The 17,963-nt window shown below is 73.8% G+C and carries 12 protein-coding genes and 1 pseudogene; 10 read left to right on the forward strand and 3 right to left on the reverse strand.

What is annotated here, in order from left to right:
* The first annotated feature begins 2 nt into the window (after positions 1-2).
* Complete coding sequence (locus IF89_RS0120910; protein ID WP_030770173.1) at positions 3-728, forward strand: TetR/AcrR family transcriptional regulator; 726 nt, start codon at positions 3-5, stop codon at positions 726-728.
* 48 nt (positions 729-776) lie between these two features.
* Here the strand turns inward: IF89_RS0120910 and IF89_RS0120915 are convergent, their stop codons facing one another.
* Entirely contained in the window at positions 777-1,901 is a 1,125-nt protein-coding gene (locus IF89_RS0120915) for a type ISP restriction/modification enzyme (protein ID WP_158717903.1), read from the reverse strand.
* A gap of 148 nt (positions 1,902-2,049) precedes the next feature.
* Between IF89_RS0120915 and IF89_RS47040 the strand changes: the two genes are divergently transcribed.
* A complete protein-coding gene (locus IF89_RS47040; protein ID WP_199820536.1) occupies positions 2,050-2,217 on the forward strand; it encodes a hypothetical protein in 168 nt (55 codons plus the stop codon).
* Positions 2,218-2,388: 171 nt separating this feature from the next.
* Here IF89_RS47040 and IF89_RS0120925 read toward each other — a convergent pair whose 3' ends face one another.
* Positions 2,389-3,138, reverse strand: coding sequence for a GntR family transcriptional regulator (locus IF89_RS0120925; protein WP_030770183.1), 750 nt, complete (start codon positions 3,136-3,138; stop codon positions 2,389-2,391).
* 63 nt (positions 3,139-3,201) lie between these two features.
* Positions 3,202-4,548, reverse strand: a complete 1,347-nt coding sequence (hmgA, locus tag IF89_RS0120930) for a homogentisate 1,2-dioxygenase (RefSeq protein ID WP_030770186.1) — start codon at positions 4,546-4,548, stop codon at positions 3,202-3,204.
* Between the two features lie 368 nt (positions 4,549-4,916).
* Here hmgA and IF89_RS0120935 point away from each other — a divergent pair.
* The 8 genes and pseudogenes from IF89_RS0120935 to IF89_RS0120970 all read left to right on the forward strand — a co-directional run.
* Positions 4,917-6,965: pseudogene (locus tag IF89_RS0120935) on the forward strand (right-handed parallel beta-helix repeat-containing protein); the annotation flags it as partial.
* Between the two features lie 488 nt (positions 6,966-7,453).
* Positions 7,454-8,647: a hypothetical protein gene (locus tag IF89_RS0120940; RefSeq protein WP_324605342.1), complete on the forward strand. Its 1,194-nt coding sequence runs from the start codon at positions 7,454-7,456 to the stop codon at positions 8,645-8,647.
* Positions 8,648-9,209: 562 nt separating this feature from the next.
* The gene (locus tag IF89_RS0120945; RefSeq protein WP_030770193.1) at positions 9,210-10,517 is read left to right on the forward strand and encodes a hypothetical protein; all 1,308 of its coding nucleotides are present in this window, start codon (positions 9,210-9,212) and stop codon (positions 10,515-10,517) included.
* A 35-nt stretch (positions 10,518-10,552) separates the two neighbouring features.
* Positions 10,553-11,173, forward strand: a complete 621-nt coding sequence (locus tag IF89_RS0120950; RefSeq protein ID WP_030770196.1) for a TetR/AcrR family transcriptional regulator — start codon at positions 10,553-10,555, stop codon at positions 11,171-11,173.
* A 121-nt stretch (positions 11,174-11,294) separates the two neighbouring features.
* A complete protein-coding gene (locus tag IF89_RS0120955) occupies positions 11,295-13,493 on the forward strand; it encodes a molybdopterin-dependent oxidoreductase (protein WP_030770200.1) in 2,199 nt (732 codons plus the stop codon).
* Between the two features lie 73 nt (positions 13,494-13,566).
* The gene (locus tag IF89_RS0120960) at positions 13,567-15,111 is read left to right on the forward strand and encodes a CitMHS family transporter (RefSeq protein WP_030770203.1); all 1,545 of its coding nucleotides are present in this window, start codon (positions 13,567-13,569) and stop codon (positions 15,109-15,111) included.
* Positions 15,112-15,208: 97 nt separating this feature from the next.
* A complete protein-coding gene (locus IF89_RS0120965; protein WP_030770210.1) occupies positions 15,209-16,621 on the forward strand; it encodes an aldehyde dehydrogenase family protein in 1,413 nt (470 codons plus the stop codon).
* 127 nt (positions 16,622-16,748) lie between these two features.
* Entirely contained in the window at positions 16,749-17,834 is a 1,086-nt protein-coding gene (locus IF89_RS0120970) for a Zn-dependent alcohol dehydrogenase (RefSeq protein WP_030770213.1), read from the forward strand.
* The last annotated feature ends 129 nt before the right edge of the window (positions 17,835-17,963 follow it).

The raw sequence follows: 17,963 nt of genomic DNA on the forward strand, positions 1-17,963 counted from the left end.
CGATGACAGCCGGCGGACGACCCGCTGAACCAGAAGTGATCTGGGCCCGCCCCCCACGGGCCGGCCGCGGGCCCAGGCCCGCCCACAGCCGCGAGTCGATCGCCGCCGAGGCGGTGCGGATCGCGGACATGGAGGGGATCGACGCCGTGTCCATGCGGCGCGTCGCCGCCGGGATCGGTGCGGGGACCATGTCCCTCTACAACTACGTGCCGCGCAAGGAGGAGCTCTACGAGCTCATGGTCGACGCGGTCAGCGGGGAGTACGACTTCGCCGCCCCGACCGGCGACTGGCGGGCCGACCTGCTCGCCCTCGCCCGGCAGACACGGGAGCTGATGCACCGCCACCCTTGGCTGCCGCGGCTCCTCAGCCCCGTGTACGGCTTCGGCCCCAACGCCCTGCGCTACCTGGAGCAGAGCCTGGAGTACGTGGCGCCGCTGGACGTATCCGGCGCCGAGAAGCTGGAACTCGTCGCCGCCGTCAACGGCGCCGTCGCCACTTTCGTGGCGGCGGAGCTGGCGCTCGCGGAGCGGGCCCGCGCACTGCCCTGGACCGAGGAGCAGGAACAGGGCGTGCGGACGGCCTGGCTCGGCTCCCGTCTGGCGACGGGGGAGTACCCGCGACTGGCGGCAGCCGTCTCGGGCACCGTACCGGTCCCCGGGGCGGGCCTGGACATGGCCGCCGTCTTCGACCGCTCGGTGTCCCGCCTGCTGACCGCCTGGGGCGGGTAGCCGGCGCGCGCCCGCGCCGAGCGGGCGCTCCGCGCAGCGAGCGAGCGGTCAGAGGAGGGCGAACTGGCCGCCGGGGCCCTCCTCGTGGTGGTCCAGTACCGACGCCGGGCGCCGGCTCCACGCCGGCGGGGGCAGCGCACCGGCCTCGCGCAGCTCCGCCGCCGGCAGGCGCGGGCCGGGATCGAAGGCCGCCCGCTCGGGGGCCAGCTCCGCCAACAGCGCCAGCGTGGTCACCAGCGCGAGCAGTTCCGAGGTCCAGCTCTGCGGCCACTCGGCCGGACCCAGCGCCGCCAGGCCGTCCGCCTCCGGCGCCCGGTGCGCCGTACGGGCCGCGAACCAGCCCTCCAACACGCGCACGCCCTGCACCTCGTACTCCCACGCCCCGGCCGGCACCGGCGAGACGGTCCCGGTGCCCAGCGTCAGCGTCTCGGTCTCCGCGTCGTACGCGAGACCGCCGGGCCACCCCCCGACCGCGGAGCGGACGTACGGGCGGCGCCCTCCCGGCAGCCGGGGCGCCTCGCCGCCGCGCGCGCCACGCAGCTGGACGGTGAGCAGCCGGCGGCCCAGCTCCAGCCCGGCCCGCCAGTGCTCCGGGTCGGCGGCGAGCGGGACCTCGTACCCCCGCGGGCCGGGCCGGCCGGCCACCAGGATCCAGCACAGGACGTCCTGCGGGGTCACCCGGCCGCCGTGACGCTGCCCGAGCAGCGGCAGCAGACCGGGCGCGAGATTCGGCTCGGCGCCGCCCGGGCGCCGGTGCAGCGGCCGGATCCGGCCCAGCCGCCCGGCCGGGAGGTGCGCGGTGGCCAGCAGGTCGGGCGTCTCGACGAGGAACAGCTGGTGTTCGTCGAGGACCCGCCACAGCTCCGGTCGGGCGGTGTCGATCAGCCGCTGGTCGGGCAGGAGCCACTGTTCGTCGAAGGGCTCGCGCAGCACCCGTACGGGGTCGGGGCAGGGGCCCGGGGCGTCGGCGAACCGGGCCGTCGCCGCCGAGCGCTGCCCCGGCAGCGCGGCCGCCGAGGCGGTGGGCGTACGGCTGCGGCTCGGGCGGAACAGCCGGTCCCGCTCGGCCCCTTCGGCGCCCGCCAGCACCGCCCAGCGCGTGCGCAGGGCCGCCGGATCGGGTGCGGCCACCCAGTCCCGGCCCAGGCGCATACCGCCCACGGCCCAGGGCATCAGATCGTCCAGCAGCGGGTCCGGCTGCGGTGTGTCAGCGCTCACGCCGCCGATGGTAGCGACGGCTCTCGACGGCCGGGCCGCGTCCAGACCGAAGAGCTACGCTGCATATGTATGGATACGTACGGTATCGACCGAGGAGCAGGTCATGAGCCAGTACGACGAATACTCGACTCCGTCCCAGGCCGAGGGCGAACGCCTCGACGAGGACATGGACGACGTCGAGCGCATGCAGCGCCACCCCCAGACGATGCGGACGACGCCGTCGCAGGCGGAGGGCGAGCGGACCGCCGCCGACGACGACGAGAAGAAGTGATCCGGGCGGGAGCGGCGCGGCTGACGCCGGCGAGGGGCGCGGAGCCGGCGCCGTTTCCCAGCCGGTGGGGTGCCGGGGCCCGGTCGGGTGCCCTTGCCCTTTCCCTTGCCGGTGCCCGACCGCGGTGCCGGTGCGGTCGCCCGGGCACGTGCGGGTGCCGGGGTACCGCTGTCAGTGCGCGTCGACGGTCACCGTGAAGGAGAAGCGGTCGCCCCGGTAGCGGATCCGCGCCACGTCCACCACCCGGCCGTCCTCGTCGTAGGTCACGCCCGTGTAGTGCAGGATCGGGCTGAGCAGCGGGACCTGGAGCAGCTCGGCGGTCTCCGGGTCGGCGAGCCGGGCCTCCACGGTGTCCGTGATCCGGCTGATGCGCACCCCCACCACGTCCCGCAGCACCTTCGTCATGGGCCAGCGCTCCAGGTCGGCGACGTCGACGGCCTCCGCGAACTCCGGCAGGACCGCGTTCTCCGCCCAGTTCGTCGGCTCGCCGCTCTCCCGGTCGCGCCGCAGACGCCGGTAGGTGACCACCTCGGCCGTATCGGGGAAGTGGTCCAGCAGCTCCCCGGCCACGGGGGTGCGCCCGTGGCCGAGGACGGTCGTGCTGTCGCCCGACTGCTGGGCCACGATCGCGTCCACCGAGCCGAGCAGCCGGACCGGGGTGCTGCGCAGCGCGCCCGGCTCGATGAAGGTGCCGCGCCGCCGGTGCCGGCTGATCAGCCCCTCGCCCTCCAGCTCCTTGAGCGCCTGCCGCATCGTCAGCACGCTCACTCCGTAGTGCTCGGCGAGCTGTTCCTCGGTGGGCAGGCGCAGCGAGGAGTCCGGGGTGCGCCCCAGTATCGAAGCGCGCAGTGACTGCGAGACCTGGTACCAGAGCGGCAGTTTCCGGTTCAGTACCAGCGAGTCGGGGGCGAAGGCGGTCACGGGTGGATCTCCGTACGGCTGGACGGTACTGACGTGCGGCGCATGCAGGGTATGCAGTGCGGGTCAGGCGCGGAAGTGGCGCTGCAGACCCTGCCACACGTCGTCGTAGCCGCGCTGGAGGTGCTCCGCCCCGGCCGCCTGGGCGGTGGCGGTGATCGGCCAGCGGGTCTCGAACATGAAGGCCAGGCCGTCGTCGATCTTCTGCGGCTTCAGGTCGGCGGCGCTGGCCCTCTCGAAGGTCTCGTGGTCGGGGCCGTGTGCGGACATCATGTTGTGGAGCGAGCCGCCGCCGGGGACGAAGCCCTCCGCCTTGGCGTCGTAGGCGCCCTCGATCAGGCCCATGTACTCGCTCATCACGTTGCGGTGGAAGTACGGCGGGCGGAAGGTGTCCTCGCCGACCAGCCAGCGCGGCGCGAAGACCACGAAGTCCACGCCCGCCAGCCCCGGGGTGTCGGAGGGCGAGGTCAGGACGGTGAAGATCGACGGGTCCGGGTGGTCGTAGCTGATGGTGCCCAGGACGTTGAAGCGGCGCAGGTCGTAGACGTACGGCACGTGGGTGCCGTACCAGGCGACCACGTCGAGCGGCGAGTGGCCGTAGGTGGCCGACCAGAGGTTGCCGCAGAACTTGTTGATCACCTCGGTGGGGCGCTCGACGTCCTCGTACGCCGCCACCGGGGCCCGGAAGTCCCGCGCCGCGGCGAGGCCGTTGGCGCCGATCGGGCCGAGGTCCGGCAGCACGAAGGGCTGGCCGTAGTTCTCGCAGACGTAGCCGCGGGCGTCGCCGTCCAGCAGCTCCACGCGGAAGCGGACGCCGCGCGGGACGAGGGCCACCTCGCCCGGGCGGGCGCTGAGCAGGCCCAGCTCGGTGCGCAGGAGCAGGCCGCCGCGCTCGGGGACGATCAGCAGCTCGCCGTCGGAGTCGCTGAACACCCGGTCCGTCATGGAGGCGTTGGCGGAGTAGAGGTGGACGGCCATACCGGTGCGCTGGGTCGCGTCGCCGTTGCCGCCGAGGGTCCACAGGCCGGCCAGGAAGTCGGTGCCGGGGGCCGGGTCGGGCAGCGGGTTCCAGCGGAGCCGGTTCGGGTCCGCGGGTGCCTCGGTGAAGGGGGCGGTGCGCAGGGCGCCGTTGTCGATCCGGGTGAAGGGCGGGTGCGCGGCCGAGGGGCGGATCCGGTAGAGCCAGGAGCGGCGGTTGTGGCTGCGGGGCTCGGTGAAGGCGCTGCCGCTCAGCTGCTCGGCGTAGAGGCCGAGGGGTGCGCGCTGGGGCGAGTTGCGGCCGAGCGGCAGGGCGCCCGGGACGGCCTCGGAGCTGTGCTCGTTGCTGAAGCCGGTGAGGTACTCCAGTGCCTCGGCCGTCTTCCTGGCCTGCTCGCCGCCGCCCGCCTGTGCGCTGTCGGCCTGCTCGCTCATGTGCTGCTCCCGCTCCGTCGAAGGAATCCTATGGTCGACAGTAGGATTCCGCGGCCCGTGCGTCAACGGCGCCCTGCGGGGCGCGGCGGCCGCGGGGGCGGGAGGAAACGGCAGGTGCCCGGAGGTTCCGGGAGGAAGCGCTGCGGCGTGACGCCGTGGCGGAGCGGGGATGCGTCGGCGGGGTGAGCTGCGGGGTGTCGTGGCGGAGCGGGGATGCGCCGACGGGGTGAGCTGCGGGGCGTCGTGGCGGTGTGCGGGCGCGCCGGCGGAGTGGCCGCGGGTGCCCGCTCGGATCCGCCCGCGCATGCGCGCACGGATTGACGCGCGGGGGGATCACAAAAGATGAACATTGCTCTACTCTCACGCGCATGTCGTGGACCCGCAGGTTCCCTGCCGTGCCGGCGGCGCTCCTCGCCGCCCTCCTCGCCCTCCTGTCCCTCTTCGCCGCCGCGCCAGCCGCCAGCGCGCACGAAGAGCGCCCGGTCGTCTTCCCGGACGGTTCCGGATCCGTCCCGGAGTACCGCAAGGCCGAACCCGACCTCGTCGTCTGCAAGACGGACCGGCCGGCCTTCGAACGCCGGATATCCGCCTTCCTCGAAGACCTCCGGGCCCGCAACCTCGCCCTGTACGAACGGTGCGAGAAGAGTGGCTACCGGCACCTCCAGGAGGCCGTCGACGCCGTCGACCGGCCCGGGATGAACATCGCGATCCTCCCCGGCCTCTACGAGGAGGAGCCCTCCCTGCCGGCGCCGACGGGGGAGTGCGCCGCGCTCAAGGCGCCGAGCTCCGCGCTCGGCTACCAGATCCTGTCCTATGAACAGCAGGTGCAGTGCCGGCACAACCAGAACCTCGTGGCCATCCTCGGCAAGAAGAACCTGCAGATCGAGGGCACCGGCGCGTCCCGGCTCGACGTGGTCGTCGACGCCAAGTACCAGAAGCTGAACGCCATCCGCGCCGACAAGTCCGACGGCGTCTACTTCCGCAACTTCACCGCCCAGCGCACCACCTTCAACTCGCTGTACGTCCTCGCCGCCGACGGCTTCGTCATCGACGACGTACTCACCCGCTGGAACGACGAGTACGGCTTCCTGACCTTCGCCAGCGACCACGGGCTCTACAAGAACTGCGAGTCCTACGGAAACGGCGACTCCGGCATCTACCCCGGAAGCGCCTCCGACATCAACGACGGCCGCGGCTACGACGTCCCCCGCTACTCCATCGAGATCACCGGCTGCCGCAGCCACCACAACATGGTCGGCTACTCCGGAACCGCGGGCGACTCGGTGTGGGTGCACGACAACGAGTTCGACCACAACATGGGCGGCGCCTCGATGGACAGCGCCTTCCCCGGCCACCCCGGACTCCCGCAGAACCACGCCAAGTTCGAGCGGAACCTGATCCACGACAACAACCAGGACTACTACCGCCACGTGGCCGACGGCACCTGCGCCAAGCCGCCCATCGAGCGCGGCTACGAGCGCGGCGTCGTCTGCCCGCAGATCTCCATGCCGCCGGGCACCGGCATCATCACCGCGGGCGGCAACTGGAACCTCTACGAGGGCAACTGGGTGTACGGGCACGAACGCGCGGGCTTCTTCCTCAGCGCGGTCCCCGCCTTCATCCGCGGCGAGGAGGCCTGGTCGAAGCAGACCGACACCTCCCACCACAACCGCTACGCCGGCAACGTCCTCGGCAAGGACACATCCGGCGCCTCCCGCCCCAACGGCATGGACGTCTGGTGGGACGGCCAGGGCAGGGGCAACTGCTGGCAGGGCGGGCCCGACGGCTCCACCCCGGGCACGCTCCCGCAGTGCGGCGAGCGGCGGGGCGACGTCTCCGGGGCGTCCGCCCGCCTGATCGGCGAGCCGGCCAAGCTGGTCCACCTCCTCGTCTGCGCGGACTACAACGTCCAGGCACGCAAACTCCCGGCCGGCTGCGACTGGTACGGCGCGCGCGGCCTGGAAAGGGTCGAGACCCAGCTCGCCATGGCCGTGGCCGCGGTGCTCCTCCTGGTCGGCGGGGTCCTGTGGTGGCGCCGCCTGCGCGGGTCCCGCCTGGGCACGGCCGCCGCACTGGCCGGGCTGGCGGGCCTGGCCCTGGACGTGGCCGGGTCCACGATGGCGCTGACCTCCACCTTCGTCCCGGCCCTCGCGCTCCTGCTGCTCGGCCTGTGGTGGTCCGGAGCAGGCCTGGTACTGCGCCCGACCCGCCCCTGGCTTGCGCGCCTGACCCTGCTGCTGGCCGGCCTCACCCTGCTGGATGCCTTCGACAAGGCGGTCCTGATGATCCCATGGACCCCCCTGAGCCCCGCCTGGGTACGGGCCCTGGTCGCCGTCGTCTGGGTCCTGTGGGCGGCCATCGCCTCGGCCCGCCCGGGCCCCGCCCCGGCCCACCCCGCCGGACCGAACGACGCCCCCGACACCGACCACGCCCCCACCCCACCCGCGCCCACCGACACGGGCGCAGCAACCACCACGACCGGGCCGGCCGAGTCGGCCGAGGGTCAGGGCCCGGGAGTGACCGGTGGACTGGGGGCGGCCCGGGGTCAGGGCGCCGGGCCGACCGGAGGAGCCGGGACTGCCGGCACCGCCCGCGCAGAAGCACCCCGGGAAACCCGAGCGGCGAACGCGACCCAGGTGGCCGAGGGGCAGGGCGACGGGAGAGCCGAGTCGGCCGGGGCGGCACGTGCGGAAGCACCCCGGGAAACCTCGGCCGGGGCGGCACCCGGCCGGGGCGCCGGGGGAGCCGGGGCCGGGACCGCACGCGGAGAAGCACCCCGGGAGAGCCAGGCGGCGAGCGCAACCCAGGTGGCCCGCGGGACCGCAATTCCCGAGGCGATTCGCGGTGCCGAGGCGGCTTCAGGAGCCGGGGAGGCCCAGGCGCCCCGCACGGCAGGAGGCTGGACGTGACCCGCAGCCGCGAGGACCGGACCCAGTGTGCCGGCATGCCCGACGGCCGGACTCCGTGCGACGGCAGGGCCCTCGACCGGGTCCGGTATGCCGATCGGCCGGAGGGGCAGCCATGGCGCGACGGCCCGCCCGACGGCCGGACTCCGTGCGACGGCAGGCCCGTCGACAGGACCCGGCATGGCGCCCGGTCCAGCGACCGGACCGGGCCCGCCGGCAGGCCCGTCGACCCAACTCGGCACGACGGCGGGCCCGGCGGCAGGAACCGGTGCGACGCCTGTGCCACGTCGGCCGGTGGGCCCCGTGCGGCCGGTGGGCCCGGCGCGGCCCACGAGCCGACGCGGCGCCCACCCGCCCGCACCGCGGCCCTGCTCGCCCTCGCCCTGGTCCTTGCCGCGGGCGCGGCGACAGGCTGCGGCGGGCGGGCCACCACCCACCACAAGCCCGGCACCAGCCATGAGCAGGCCACCGGCAAGGTCGGCACCCTGCTACCCGCCGCGGACGCGGCCGGCCACAAACTCCGCGAGGTCCCGGCCACCGGCGCCCCGGAGGTCCACCTCGCGCTCCGTCCCGACTCCGAGGACGGCTGGAACCTCCAACTCGCCGTGAAGAACTTCCGCTTCACACCCGACAGCACCGGCGGCGCCGCCCTCCCGGGCGCCGGCCACGCCCACCTCGAACTCGACGGGCGCAAGCTGGCCCGGCTCTACGGCCCCTGGTTCCACTTGCCCGCGGCGCAGGTACCCGAAGGTACGCACACCCTGACCGTCCGCCTCTACGCGGACGACCACACCGCCTGGGCGGTCTCCGGCAGGGCCGTCGAGGGCACGGCGCAGCTCACCGCCCCCGCGCCGGCCCGCTCCGAAGGCGGAGGCCACCACCACGGCGACTCCCCGGCGCCGCAGCCGCCGACACCGGGCCAGGAGCAGGCCGACCGGACGGTCACCGTCACCGTCCGGGACGGCAAGGTCAGCCCGCCGCCGGCCCGCACAGAACTGCGGCGCGGAGAACGCGTGGCTCTGCGCGTCACCAGTGACCGCGCCGACACCCTGCACGTCCACGGCTACGACAAGGAGATCGCCCTGCCCGCCGGCCAGGAGGCCACCCTGGTCCTGACGGCCGACCGCACGGGCCTCTTCGAGGTCGAGACCCACGAGTCCAACCTCGTTCTGACCCAACTCCTCGTCCGATGACCGCCCGCCACCCCAGGCCAGTCCTCACACCACCCCCAGCACCGGCACCAGCACCACCCCCAGCACCGGCGGTGGCACCGACACCACCCCCAGCACCGGCACGGGTGCCAGCCCCGGCTGAGGTACTGCCGCCAGCACCACCCCCGTCACCAGCGCCGACCCCGACCCCGGAGCGGGAACCGGGCCGAGGCGCGCGCCCCGTGCCGCAGTCCGTCCCCTGCCCCGCGCCGGATGCAGCGCCCCACCCCTGCCCCCAGGCCGAGCCGGGTTCGGCCGCCGATCGGGGTTCCCGGCGCACACCGGCAGCCGGCGTCCGGTCCAGCGTCGGGCGAGACCGGCCGGGCCGGCCGACCGCGTCCGCCGGGCCGTCCGCCTCCGCGCCGTCCCTGCCCGGGCCCGTACACCCGTCCGCCGCCGCGCCGTCCCGGCTCGGGCCTGCGCCCGGGGCGTGCGGCCTGTCGGCCCATGGCGGCGGGCGGGGGCTGGTGGGTCGATGGTGAGTCCCGGATCGCTCGTGCCGGGGGTGTCGCCGGTCGCCGGCGGTGGCGGGTACGGCCAGGGCGTGGTCCTCCACCCGGCCGAACCGCTCACCGCGCTCGCGCACGGCATCGGTTCCCAGCACGATCTGCCGATCTCTCCCTTCTACGCGTTCGCCGGCGCCTTCGCCGCCCTGTTCGTCTCCTTCCTCGCGCTCGGTCTGCTCTGGTCCACCTCCCGCTTCCGTGGAGAACACGCAGGCCTCGCCCTGCCCGCCCCCCTCCAGCGGGTGGCCGACGCGCCGGCCACCCGAACCGCCCTGCGCGGGCTGGGGCTCGCCGCCGCGCTCTTCGTGCTGCTCCACCTCCTCCTCGGTCCCGACGACCCAGCCCGCAACCCCGCTCCCGGCGCCGTCTACGTCCTCCTCTGGGTCGGACTCGTGCCCGCCTCCCTCCTCCTCGGCCCCGTCTGGCGCCTGCTCAACCCGCTGCGCACCCTGCACCGCCTGCTTTCCCCCACCCTGCGACGCGGTACCGGTCCCGCCCACCACCCCCTTCCCGCCCGGCTGGGACTGTGGCCCGCCGCTGCCGGACTGTTCGCCTTCACCTGGCTCGAACTCGTTTCACCCGATCCCGCATCAACCACCACCCTCCTGATCGCCCTCGCCGCCTACGCCACCGCCCAGTTGCTGCTCGCCGCCCGCTACGGCGAGAGCTGGTTCACCGACGGCGACCCCTTCGAGGCGTACTCCGCCCTCCTCGGCCGCCTCTCCCCCCTCGGCCGCCGCAGCGACGGCCGGCTCGTCGTGCGCAACCCCTTCCACGGACTCGACGCGACGCCCGAGCGGCCCGGACTCGTCGCCACCGTCTGCGTCCTCCTCGGCTCCACCGCCTATGACGGCTTCTCCGACAACCCCTCCTGGATCGACACCTTTCAGACCTCCCCCCTCGGCCGCACCCCCACGGCCACACTCGGACTCCTCGGATCCATCGCCCTCGTCGCCGCCCTCTACTGCCTGTGCGCCGCGGCCACCCGCCTCGTCAGCGGCCCGCCCCCCGGCCCGCTGACCGCCTTCGCGCATTCACTCGTCCCCATCGCCCTCGGCTATCTCATCGCCCACTACTTCTCCCTCCTGGTAGTCGAAGGACCACGCACGGTAAGCATGGCACTCGGCGCTGACAACGCCCCAGAACCCGCTCCACCACTGGGCCCCGGCGCTCTCGCCACCCTCCAGGTCGCCGCCGTCGTCACCGGCCACGTGCTCGGCGTCATCGCCGCCCACGACCGCGCCGTACGCCTCTTCCCGCCCGCCAGGGCCGTGGCCGGGCAACTGCCCCTGCTCGCGCTGATGATCACTTATACGATCGGGGGCCTCGGCCTCCTGCTGAACTGAGGCCCCCGCCCGACCCGGAAGCGAGGAGCGGCATGATGGACCCCGTGCCTCCCGCCCACTCCCTGCGCCGTGCGCCGGTCCAGCAGCGCAGCGCCGACCGGCTAGCCCGGATCCTCGACGCCTGCGCGGAACTGCTCGACGAGACCGGGTACGAGAACCTCAGCACCCGCGCCGTCGCCCAACGCGCCGGCGTGCCCATCGGCTCCGTATACCGCTTCTTCGGCAACAAGCGGGCCATGGCCATCGCCCTCGCGCACCGGAACCTGGACCGCTACGCGGACGGCATCGCAGACCGGCTCGCCGGCCTCCCCGCCACCCACTGGCAACCGGTGGTGGACGCGGTACTGGACGAGTACCTGGCAATGAAGCGAGACGTCCCCGGCTTCGCGCTCGTCGACTTCGGCGTGCCCGCGCCACCCGCCGACGAATCCGACGGCGAGCCCAACCACCAGGTCGCCGCCCGTCTGACCGAACTGCTCTCCGCGCACCTCGGCCTGACCCCCGACGCCACGCTGGAGCGCGCGGTCCTCGTCGCGGTGGAAGCCACCGACGCCCTGATCCAGCTGGCCTTCCGGACGGATCCCGCCGGAGATCCCGGCATCGTCGCCGAAACCCGCGCGATGATGCACGCCTACCTGGCCCGCGTACTCGACTGAACCCCTCCCACGGCCCGGCCGGCGCACTCCCCTCGCCTTCATGCCTACCGGTCGGTATGCTCGGGCTCCCCGCATGCCCGTGCCGCCGCCTGCCCGCGCCCGCTGCCGCCCTGGAGGGCCCATGCCCCGCACCGCCCTGCGTATCTGCCCCCTGTGCGAAGCCACCTGCGGCCTCACCCTCACCGTCGAAGGCACCACGGTCACGGGCGCCCGCGGGGACCGCGACGACGTCTTCAGCCGCGGCTTCATCTGCCCCAAGGGCGCCGCCTTCGGGCAGATCGACGCCGACCCGGACCGCCTGCGCACCCCGCTCGTACGCCGTGACGGCCGGCTCCGGGAGGCCACCTGGGAGGAGGCCTACGACGCCATCGCCGCCGCCGTTCCCGGCCTGCTCCAGGAGTACGGCGCCCCATCCGTCGGCGTCGTCCTCGGCAACCCGAACGTGCACACCATGGCCGGCGCCCTCTACCCCCCGCTCCTCGTCAAAGCCCTCGGCACCCGCAACCTCTTCACCGCCAGCACGCTCGACCAGATGCCCAAGCACGTCTCCAGCGGACTCCTCTTCGGCGACCCCCTGGCCATCCCGGTCCCCGACCTCGACCGGACGGACTTCCTGCTGCTCCTGGGCGCCAACCCGGTCGAGTCGAACGGCTCCCTGTGCACGGCCCCCGACTTCCCCGGCCGGCTCAAGGCCCTTCGCGCCCGCGGCGGCACCCTGGTGGTCGTCGACCCGCGCCGCACCCGGACGGCCGCCCTCGCCGACCGGCACCTCGCCCCCCGCCCCGGCAGCGACGTGTTCCTGCTCGCCGGCCTCGCGCACACCCTGCTCGCCGAGGGACTCGCCGCCCCCGGGGCGCTGGAAGAACACGTCGAAGGGATCCGGGAACTCGACGCCGCCCTGGCCCGTTTCACTCCTGAGGCCGTCGCACCCGCCTGCGACCTCACGGCCGACGAGATCCGCAGCCTCGCCCGCGACCTCGCCGCCGCACCCACTGCCGCCGTCTACGGGCGGATCGGCAGCTGCACCGTCGAGCACGGCACGCTCGCCAGCTGGCTCGTCGACGTGCTGAACATCCTCACCGGCAACCTCGACCGGCCCGGCGGAGCCCTCTTCCCGCTCTCGGCCACCGACCGCGCGCCCCGCCCGGCCGGCCCCGGGAAGGGCTTCACGCTCGGCCGCTGGCACAGCCGGGTCAGCCGGCACCCCGAGGCCAAGAGTGAACTGCCCATCGCCGCCCTGGCCGAGGAGATCGAGACGCCTGGGGAAGGGCGGATCCGCGCCCTGATCGCCATCGCCGCCAACCCGGTCCTCTCCGCACCCGACGGCAACCGCCTCGACCGGGCGCTGGCCGGCCTCGACTTCATGGTCTCGATCGACCCCTACCTGAACGAGACCTCCCGCCACGCCCACGTCGTGCTGCCCCCGCCGCCGCCCGCGCAGAGCGCGCACTTCGACTTCGCGTTCAACGCCTTCGCCGTCCGCAACCAGGTGCGCTACTCGCCGCCCGCCGTCCCCTTGGAGGAGGGGGGTATGGACGAGTGCGAGATCCACGCGCGCCTGATCCTCGCCGTGTTGGGGCTGCACGGAGCCCCGCCCGGCGCCGTCGACGAGCGTGTCATCGCCGACACCCTCACCCGGGCCGTCGCCGATGCGCACTCACCCCTCCACGGCACCGACCCCGACGAGCAGGCCCTCCGCCTGACGGGCCGTAGCGGCCCCGAGCGGCGGCTGGACCTGATGCTGCGTCTCGGGCCGTACGGGCTCGGCCTGGAGGACCTGCTGAAGGCGCCGCACGGCATCGACCTGGGCCCGCTGCGGCCCCGTCTGGGGGAGGTGCTGAGGACGCGCAGCGGCAGGATCGAGCTGCTCCCGGAACCGGTCGCGGCCGAACTCCCCGGGCTGCGCGCGGCGCTCGCCGACCGCCCCGCCTCCCTGGTGCTCGTGGGCCGCCGCCACCTGCGGTCCAACAACAGCTGGTTGCACAACGTCCCGGCCCTCGCCGGAGGTTCCAACCGCTGCACCCTGCACGTCCATCCGCAGGACGCGGCCCGGCTGGGCCTCGCCGACGGAGGACGCGCCAGGATCACCGCCGACGGCGGAAGCCTGGAGGTTCCCGTCGAGGTCACCGGCGCCGTCCGCACGGGAGTGGTGAGCCTCCCGCACGGCTGGGGCCACGACCGCGTCGGTGCCCGGCTCGGGGTGGCGTCCGCCGCGCCCGGAGCCAACGTCAACCAGCTCCTCGACGGCACCCGGCTCGACCGGCTCTCCGGCACGGCGGTGCTCAACGCCTTCCCCGTGGAGCTGACGCCCCTCCCCTGAGCTGGGGTTTTGCTCGTATTGCTCACGCGTCGACGTCTTGTTGGCGCGAGGAGGCGGCACCTACGTTCCCCCCATGCTGACCTTCCTCGGCTTCGCCATGATCGCCACCTTCCTGGTCCTGATCATGATGAAGAAAATGTCGCCCATCGCGGCGCTCGTCCTCATTCCCGCACTGTTCTGCGTCTTCGCAGGGAAGGGCGCCCACCTCGGCGACTACGTCATCGAAGGCGTCGGCAAACTCGCACCGACCGCCGCCATGCTGATGTTCGCCATCGTCTACTTCGGGGTGATGATCGACGTCGGCCTCTTCGACCCGATCGTCCGAGGCATCCTGCGCTTCTGCAAGGCCGACCCGGTCCGTGTGGTCGTCGGCACGGCCGTCCTCGCCGCCATCGTCTCGCTCGACGGCGACGGGTCGACCACCTTCATGATCACTGTCTCGGCCATGTACCCGCTCTACAAGCGACTCGGTCTCAGCCTGGTCGTCATGACGGGTGTCGCCGCCACCGCCAACGGCGTGATGAACACCCTGCCCTGGGGCGGCCCGACGGCCCGCGCCGCGACCGCCCTCGACCTCGACGCCGCCGACATCTTCGTCCCCATGATCCCGGCCCTCGGGGCGGGGCTGCTCTTCGTGTTCGCCCTGGCGTACGTCCTCGGCCTGCGGGAACGCCGTCGCGTCGGGACGCTGGCGCTCCCGGGTCCGAGGGGGGTCGAGGAGGTGGTGGAGGCGGACCTGGCGGGCACAGCCGCCACAGGCACCGCAGGTACCGCAGGCACCGCAGGTACCGCACGCACCGCACGGACGGCCGCCGCCGCTCCTGCGACATCGACCGCCGCCGACGCTCCCGCGGAAACGACCGCCGCCGGCGCCACGACGTCCATCGCCGGCACTTCCGCCGGTTCCGCGGCGCGTGCCGCTGTCCTCGACTCCGCCCCCGCCCGTGGCGGCTGCGACCCCGACGCCGAGGAAGGGTTCCAGGGGCTCGACCCCCACCGGCCCACCCTGCGCCCCCGCCTCTACTGGTTCAACGCCGGTCTCACCGTCGCCCTCCTCGCCGCCATGATCATGGAGTTGCTGCCCATCCCGGTGCTGTTCCTGCTCGGCGCCGCCCTCGCCCTCACGGTCAACTTCCCGCACATGCCCGACCAGAAGGCCCGGATCGCCGCCCATGCCGACAACGTCCTGAACGTCGCCGGCATGGTCTTCGCCGCCGCCGTCTTCACCGGCGTCCTGACCGGCACGGGCATGGTCAAGCACATGGCCGACTGGCTGGTCGGCGCCGTCCCCGATGCCATGGGCCCGCACATGGCACTCGTCACGGGCCTGCTCAGCCTGCCCCTCACCTACTTCATGTCCAACGACGGCTTCTACTTCGGAGTCCTGCCCGTGCTGGCCGAGGCCGGCGCCGCCCACGGGGTCTCCCCGCTCGAGATCGCCCGCGCTTCCCTCGTCGGCCAGGCGCTGCACATGTCGAGCCCACTGGTTCCCGCCGTGTACGTCCTCGTCGGCATGGCCAAGGTCGAATTCGGCGACCACACCCGCTTCACCGTGAAGTGGGCGGCCCTCACCTCCCTCGTCGTCCTCGCCGCAGGAATGCTTTTCGGCATCATCTGATGCCCGGCACCCTCTGGCCGCAAAAAACTACCGCCGCTAGTTTGTAGGGTGGCGGGGAGTTCGGATCCACGCGCATGTGCGTATCGGGAGGAATGGCATGAAGGCCCAGGACGGGATGTACATCGACGGCGCATGGCGGCCGGCGGTCGGCACCGGCCGGATCGAGGTCGTCAATCCCGCCGACGGCCAGGTCATCGCCCAGGTCCCGGCCGGCACCGCGGAGGACGTGGACGCAGCCGTACGCGCAGCCCGCACCGCCCTGCCGGCCTGGGCCGCCACTCCGCCGGCCGAGCGGGCCGCGCTGATCGGCGCGCTCCGGGACGCACTGCAGGCCCGCAAGGGCGAGCTGACCGAGACCGTCACCGCCGAGCTCGGCGCCCCGCTCGGCTTCGCCAAGGCCGTCCACGTCGGCTCGTCGATCGCCATCGTCTCCTCCTATGTCGAACTCGCCGCCTCCTACGCCTTCGAAGAGCGCATCGGGAACTCCACCGTCCTCATGGAGCCGGTCGGTGTGGTCGGGGCCATCACTCCCTGGAACTACCCGCTGTACCAGGTCGTTGCCAAGGTGGCACCCGCTCTCGCCGCCGGCTGCACCCTCGTCCTCAAGCCGGCGGAGGACACCCCGCTGACCGCACAGCTCTTCGCCGAGGCCGTGCACGAGGCGGGTATTCCGGCCGGGGTCTTCAACCTGGTGACCGGCACCGGACCGGTCGCGGGCCAGGCCCTGGCCGCCCACGAGGGAGTCGACTTCGTCTCCTTCACCGGCTCGACCGCCGTCGGCAGGCAGGTCGGCGCCACCGCCGGCGCCGCCGTCAAGCGCGTCGCCCTCGAACTGGGCGGCAAGTCGGCGAACGTCATCCTGCCCGGAGCCGATCTGCCCAAGGCCGTCGCCGCGGGCGTCGGCCACGTCATGAAGAACACCGGCCAGAGCTGCAACGCGCTCACCCGGATGCTCGTGCACCGGGACCAGTACGAGGAGGCCGTCGCGCTCGCGGTCGCGGCGGTTGCCGACCATCCCACCGGCGACCCCCGCACGCCCGGCACCCGCGTCGGCCCCGTCGTCAACGCCAAGCAGCACGAGCGCGTCCGCGGCTTCATCGCCAAGGGGGTCGAAGAGGGTGCCCGCCTGGTCGCCGGCGGACCGGACGCGCCGCACGAGCAGGGGTACTTCGTCGCCCCGACCGTGTTCGCCGACGTGACCCCCGACATGACCATCGCCCAGGAGGAGATCTTCGGCCCGGTGCTGTCGATCCTCGCCTACGAGGACGAGGACGAGGCCCTGCGCATCGCCAACGGCACCGTCTACGGCCTGGGCGGCGCCGTCTGGGCCGCGGACGAGGAGACGGCCGCGGCCTTCGCGCGCCGCATGGACACCGGGCAGGTCGACATCAACGGGGGCCGCTACAACGTCCTCGCGCCCTTCGGCGGCCACAAGCAGTCGGGCGTGGGCCGCGAGCTGGGCCCCCACGGCCTGGCGGAGTACCTCCAGACCAAGTCCCTGCAGTTCTGACCCGCCGCCGCACCCGCCCGCCGCCGCACCCGTCCGAGCCGCCGCCGTACCCGCCCGCCACGCGGTGCGCCTTACCCACCCCCACCCGCTGCCGCAGCCCCCGTACCGGAAAGTCGAGACGCCGCCCATGGTCCGCGCCGCCATCCTGCCCGCCGTCGGAGCACCCCTGGAGATAAGAGAGATCGTCCTGCCCGATCCCGGACCCGGGCAGGTCCGGGTCAGGCTGGCCGCAGCCGGCGTCTGCCACTCCGATCTCTCCCTCACCAACGGCACCATGCGGGTCCCCGTACCCGCCGTCCTCGGACACGAGGGCGCGGGCACGGTCCTCGCGGTCGGCGAGGGCGTCACCCACGTCGCCCCCGGCGACGGCGTGGTGCTCAACTGGGCGCCGTCCTGCGGCACCTGCCGGCACTGCTCGATCGGCGAGGTCTGGCTCTGCGCGACGGCGCTCGCCGGGGTCGGGGCCGTCCACGCCCACGACGCGCAGGGCACGGCGCTGCACCCGGGGCTGAACGTGGCCGCGTTCGCCGAAGAGACGGTCGTCGCGGCCGACTGCGTGCTGCCCGCACCCACCGGGATCCCGCTCGCCGAGGCCGCCCTCCTCGGCTGCGCCGTCCTCACCGGCTACGGCGCCGTCCACCACAGCGCCCAGGTTCGCCCGGGCGAGTCGGTGGCCGTCTTCGGAGTCGGCGGGGTGGGCCTGGCCGCGCTCCAGGCCGCCCGGATCGCGCAGGCGGGCCCGGTCGTCGCCGTCGACGTGTCACCGGCCAAGGAGGAGCTGGCGCGCGCCGCGGGGGCCACCGAGTTCGTGCTCGCCTCGGACACCACCGCCCGGCAGATCCGTGCGCTCACCGGCGGGCAGGGCGCGGACGTCGCCGTCGAGTGCGTCGGCCGGGCCGACGCCATCCGCAGCGCGTGGGAGTCGACCCGCCGGGGCGGCCGCACCACCGTCGTCGGGATCGGCGGCAAGGACCAGCAGGTCACCTTCAACGCCCTGGAGATCTTCCACTTCGCCCGGACCCTCACCGGGTGCGTCTACGGCAACAGCGATCCCGCTCGCGACCTCCCCGTCATCGCCGAGCACGTCCGCAGCGGCCGTCTCGACCTGGGCGCCCTGGTCACCGACCGCATCACCCTGGACGGCATCCCCGCCGCCTTCGACGCGATGCTGGCAGGCAGGGGCGGCCGCTCCCTCGTCGTCTTCGAGGACTGACCGCCCGCCCGGCCCCGCCCCGGGCCGACCCGGCTTCGGCTCGGCCCGCCCGCGCCTGGGGCCGGCTCCGGCCTGGCCCGTCTCCGGCCTCGCCCAGCCGCGCCCGGCCCCGGCTTTCGCCCGCCCCCG

It is taken from the genome of Streptomyces sp. NRRL F-2664 (genome assembly GCF_000719345.1).
In the GTDB taxonomy this organism is placed as follows: Bacteria; Actinomycetota; Actinomycetes; order Streptomycetales; family Streptomycetaceae; genus Streptomyces.

Excerpts from the sequence above, each read along its gene's own strand:
- IF89_RS0120915 (WP_158717903.1), bottom strand. The coding sequence starts at position 1,901 with ATGCCCTGGGCCGTGGGCGGTATGCGCCTGGGCCGGGACTGGGTGGCC.
- IF89_RS0120965 (WP_030770210.1), top strand. The coding sequence starts at position 15,209 with ATGAAGGCCCAGGACGGGATGTACATCGACGGCGCATGGCGGCCGGCG.
- IF89_RS0120960 (WP_030770203.1), top strand. The coding sequence starts at position 13,567 with ATGCTGACCTTCCTCGGCTTCGCCATGATCGCCACCTTCCTGGTCCTG.
- IF89_RS0120910 (WP_030770173.1), top strand. The coding sequence starts at position 3 with ATGACAGCCGGCGGACGACCCGCTGAACCAGAAGTGATCTGGGCCCGC.
- hmgA (WP_030770186.1), bottom strand. The coding sequence starts at position 4,548 with ATGAGCGAGCAGGCCGACAGCGCACAGGCGGGCGGCGGCGAGCAGGCC.
- IF89_RS0120950 (WP_030770196.1), top strand. The coding sequence starts at position 10,553 with ATGGACCCCGTGCCTCCCGCCCACTCCCTGCGCCGTGCGCCGGTCCAG.
- IF89_RS47040 (WP_199820536.1), top strand. The coding sequence starts at position 2,050 with ATGAGCCAGTACGACGAATACTCGACTCCGTCCCAGGCCGAGGGCGAA.
- IF89_RS0120970 (WP_030770213.1), top strand. The coding sequence starts at position 16,749 with ATGGTCCGCGCCGCCATCCTGCCCGCCGTCGGAGCACCCCTGGAGATA.
- IF89_RS0120955 (WP_030770200.1), top strand. The coding sequence starts at position 11,295 with ATGCCCCGCACCGCCCTGCGTATCTGCCCCCTGTGCGAAGCCACCTGC.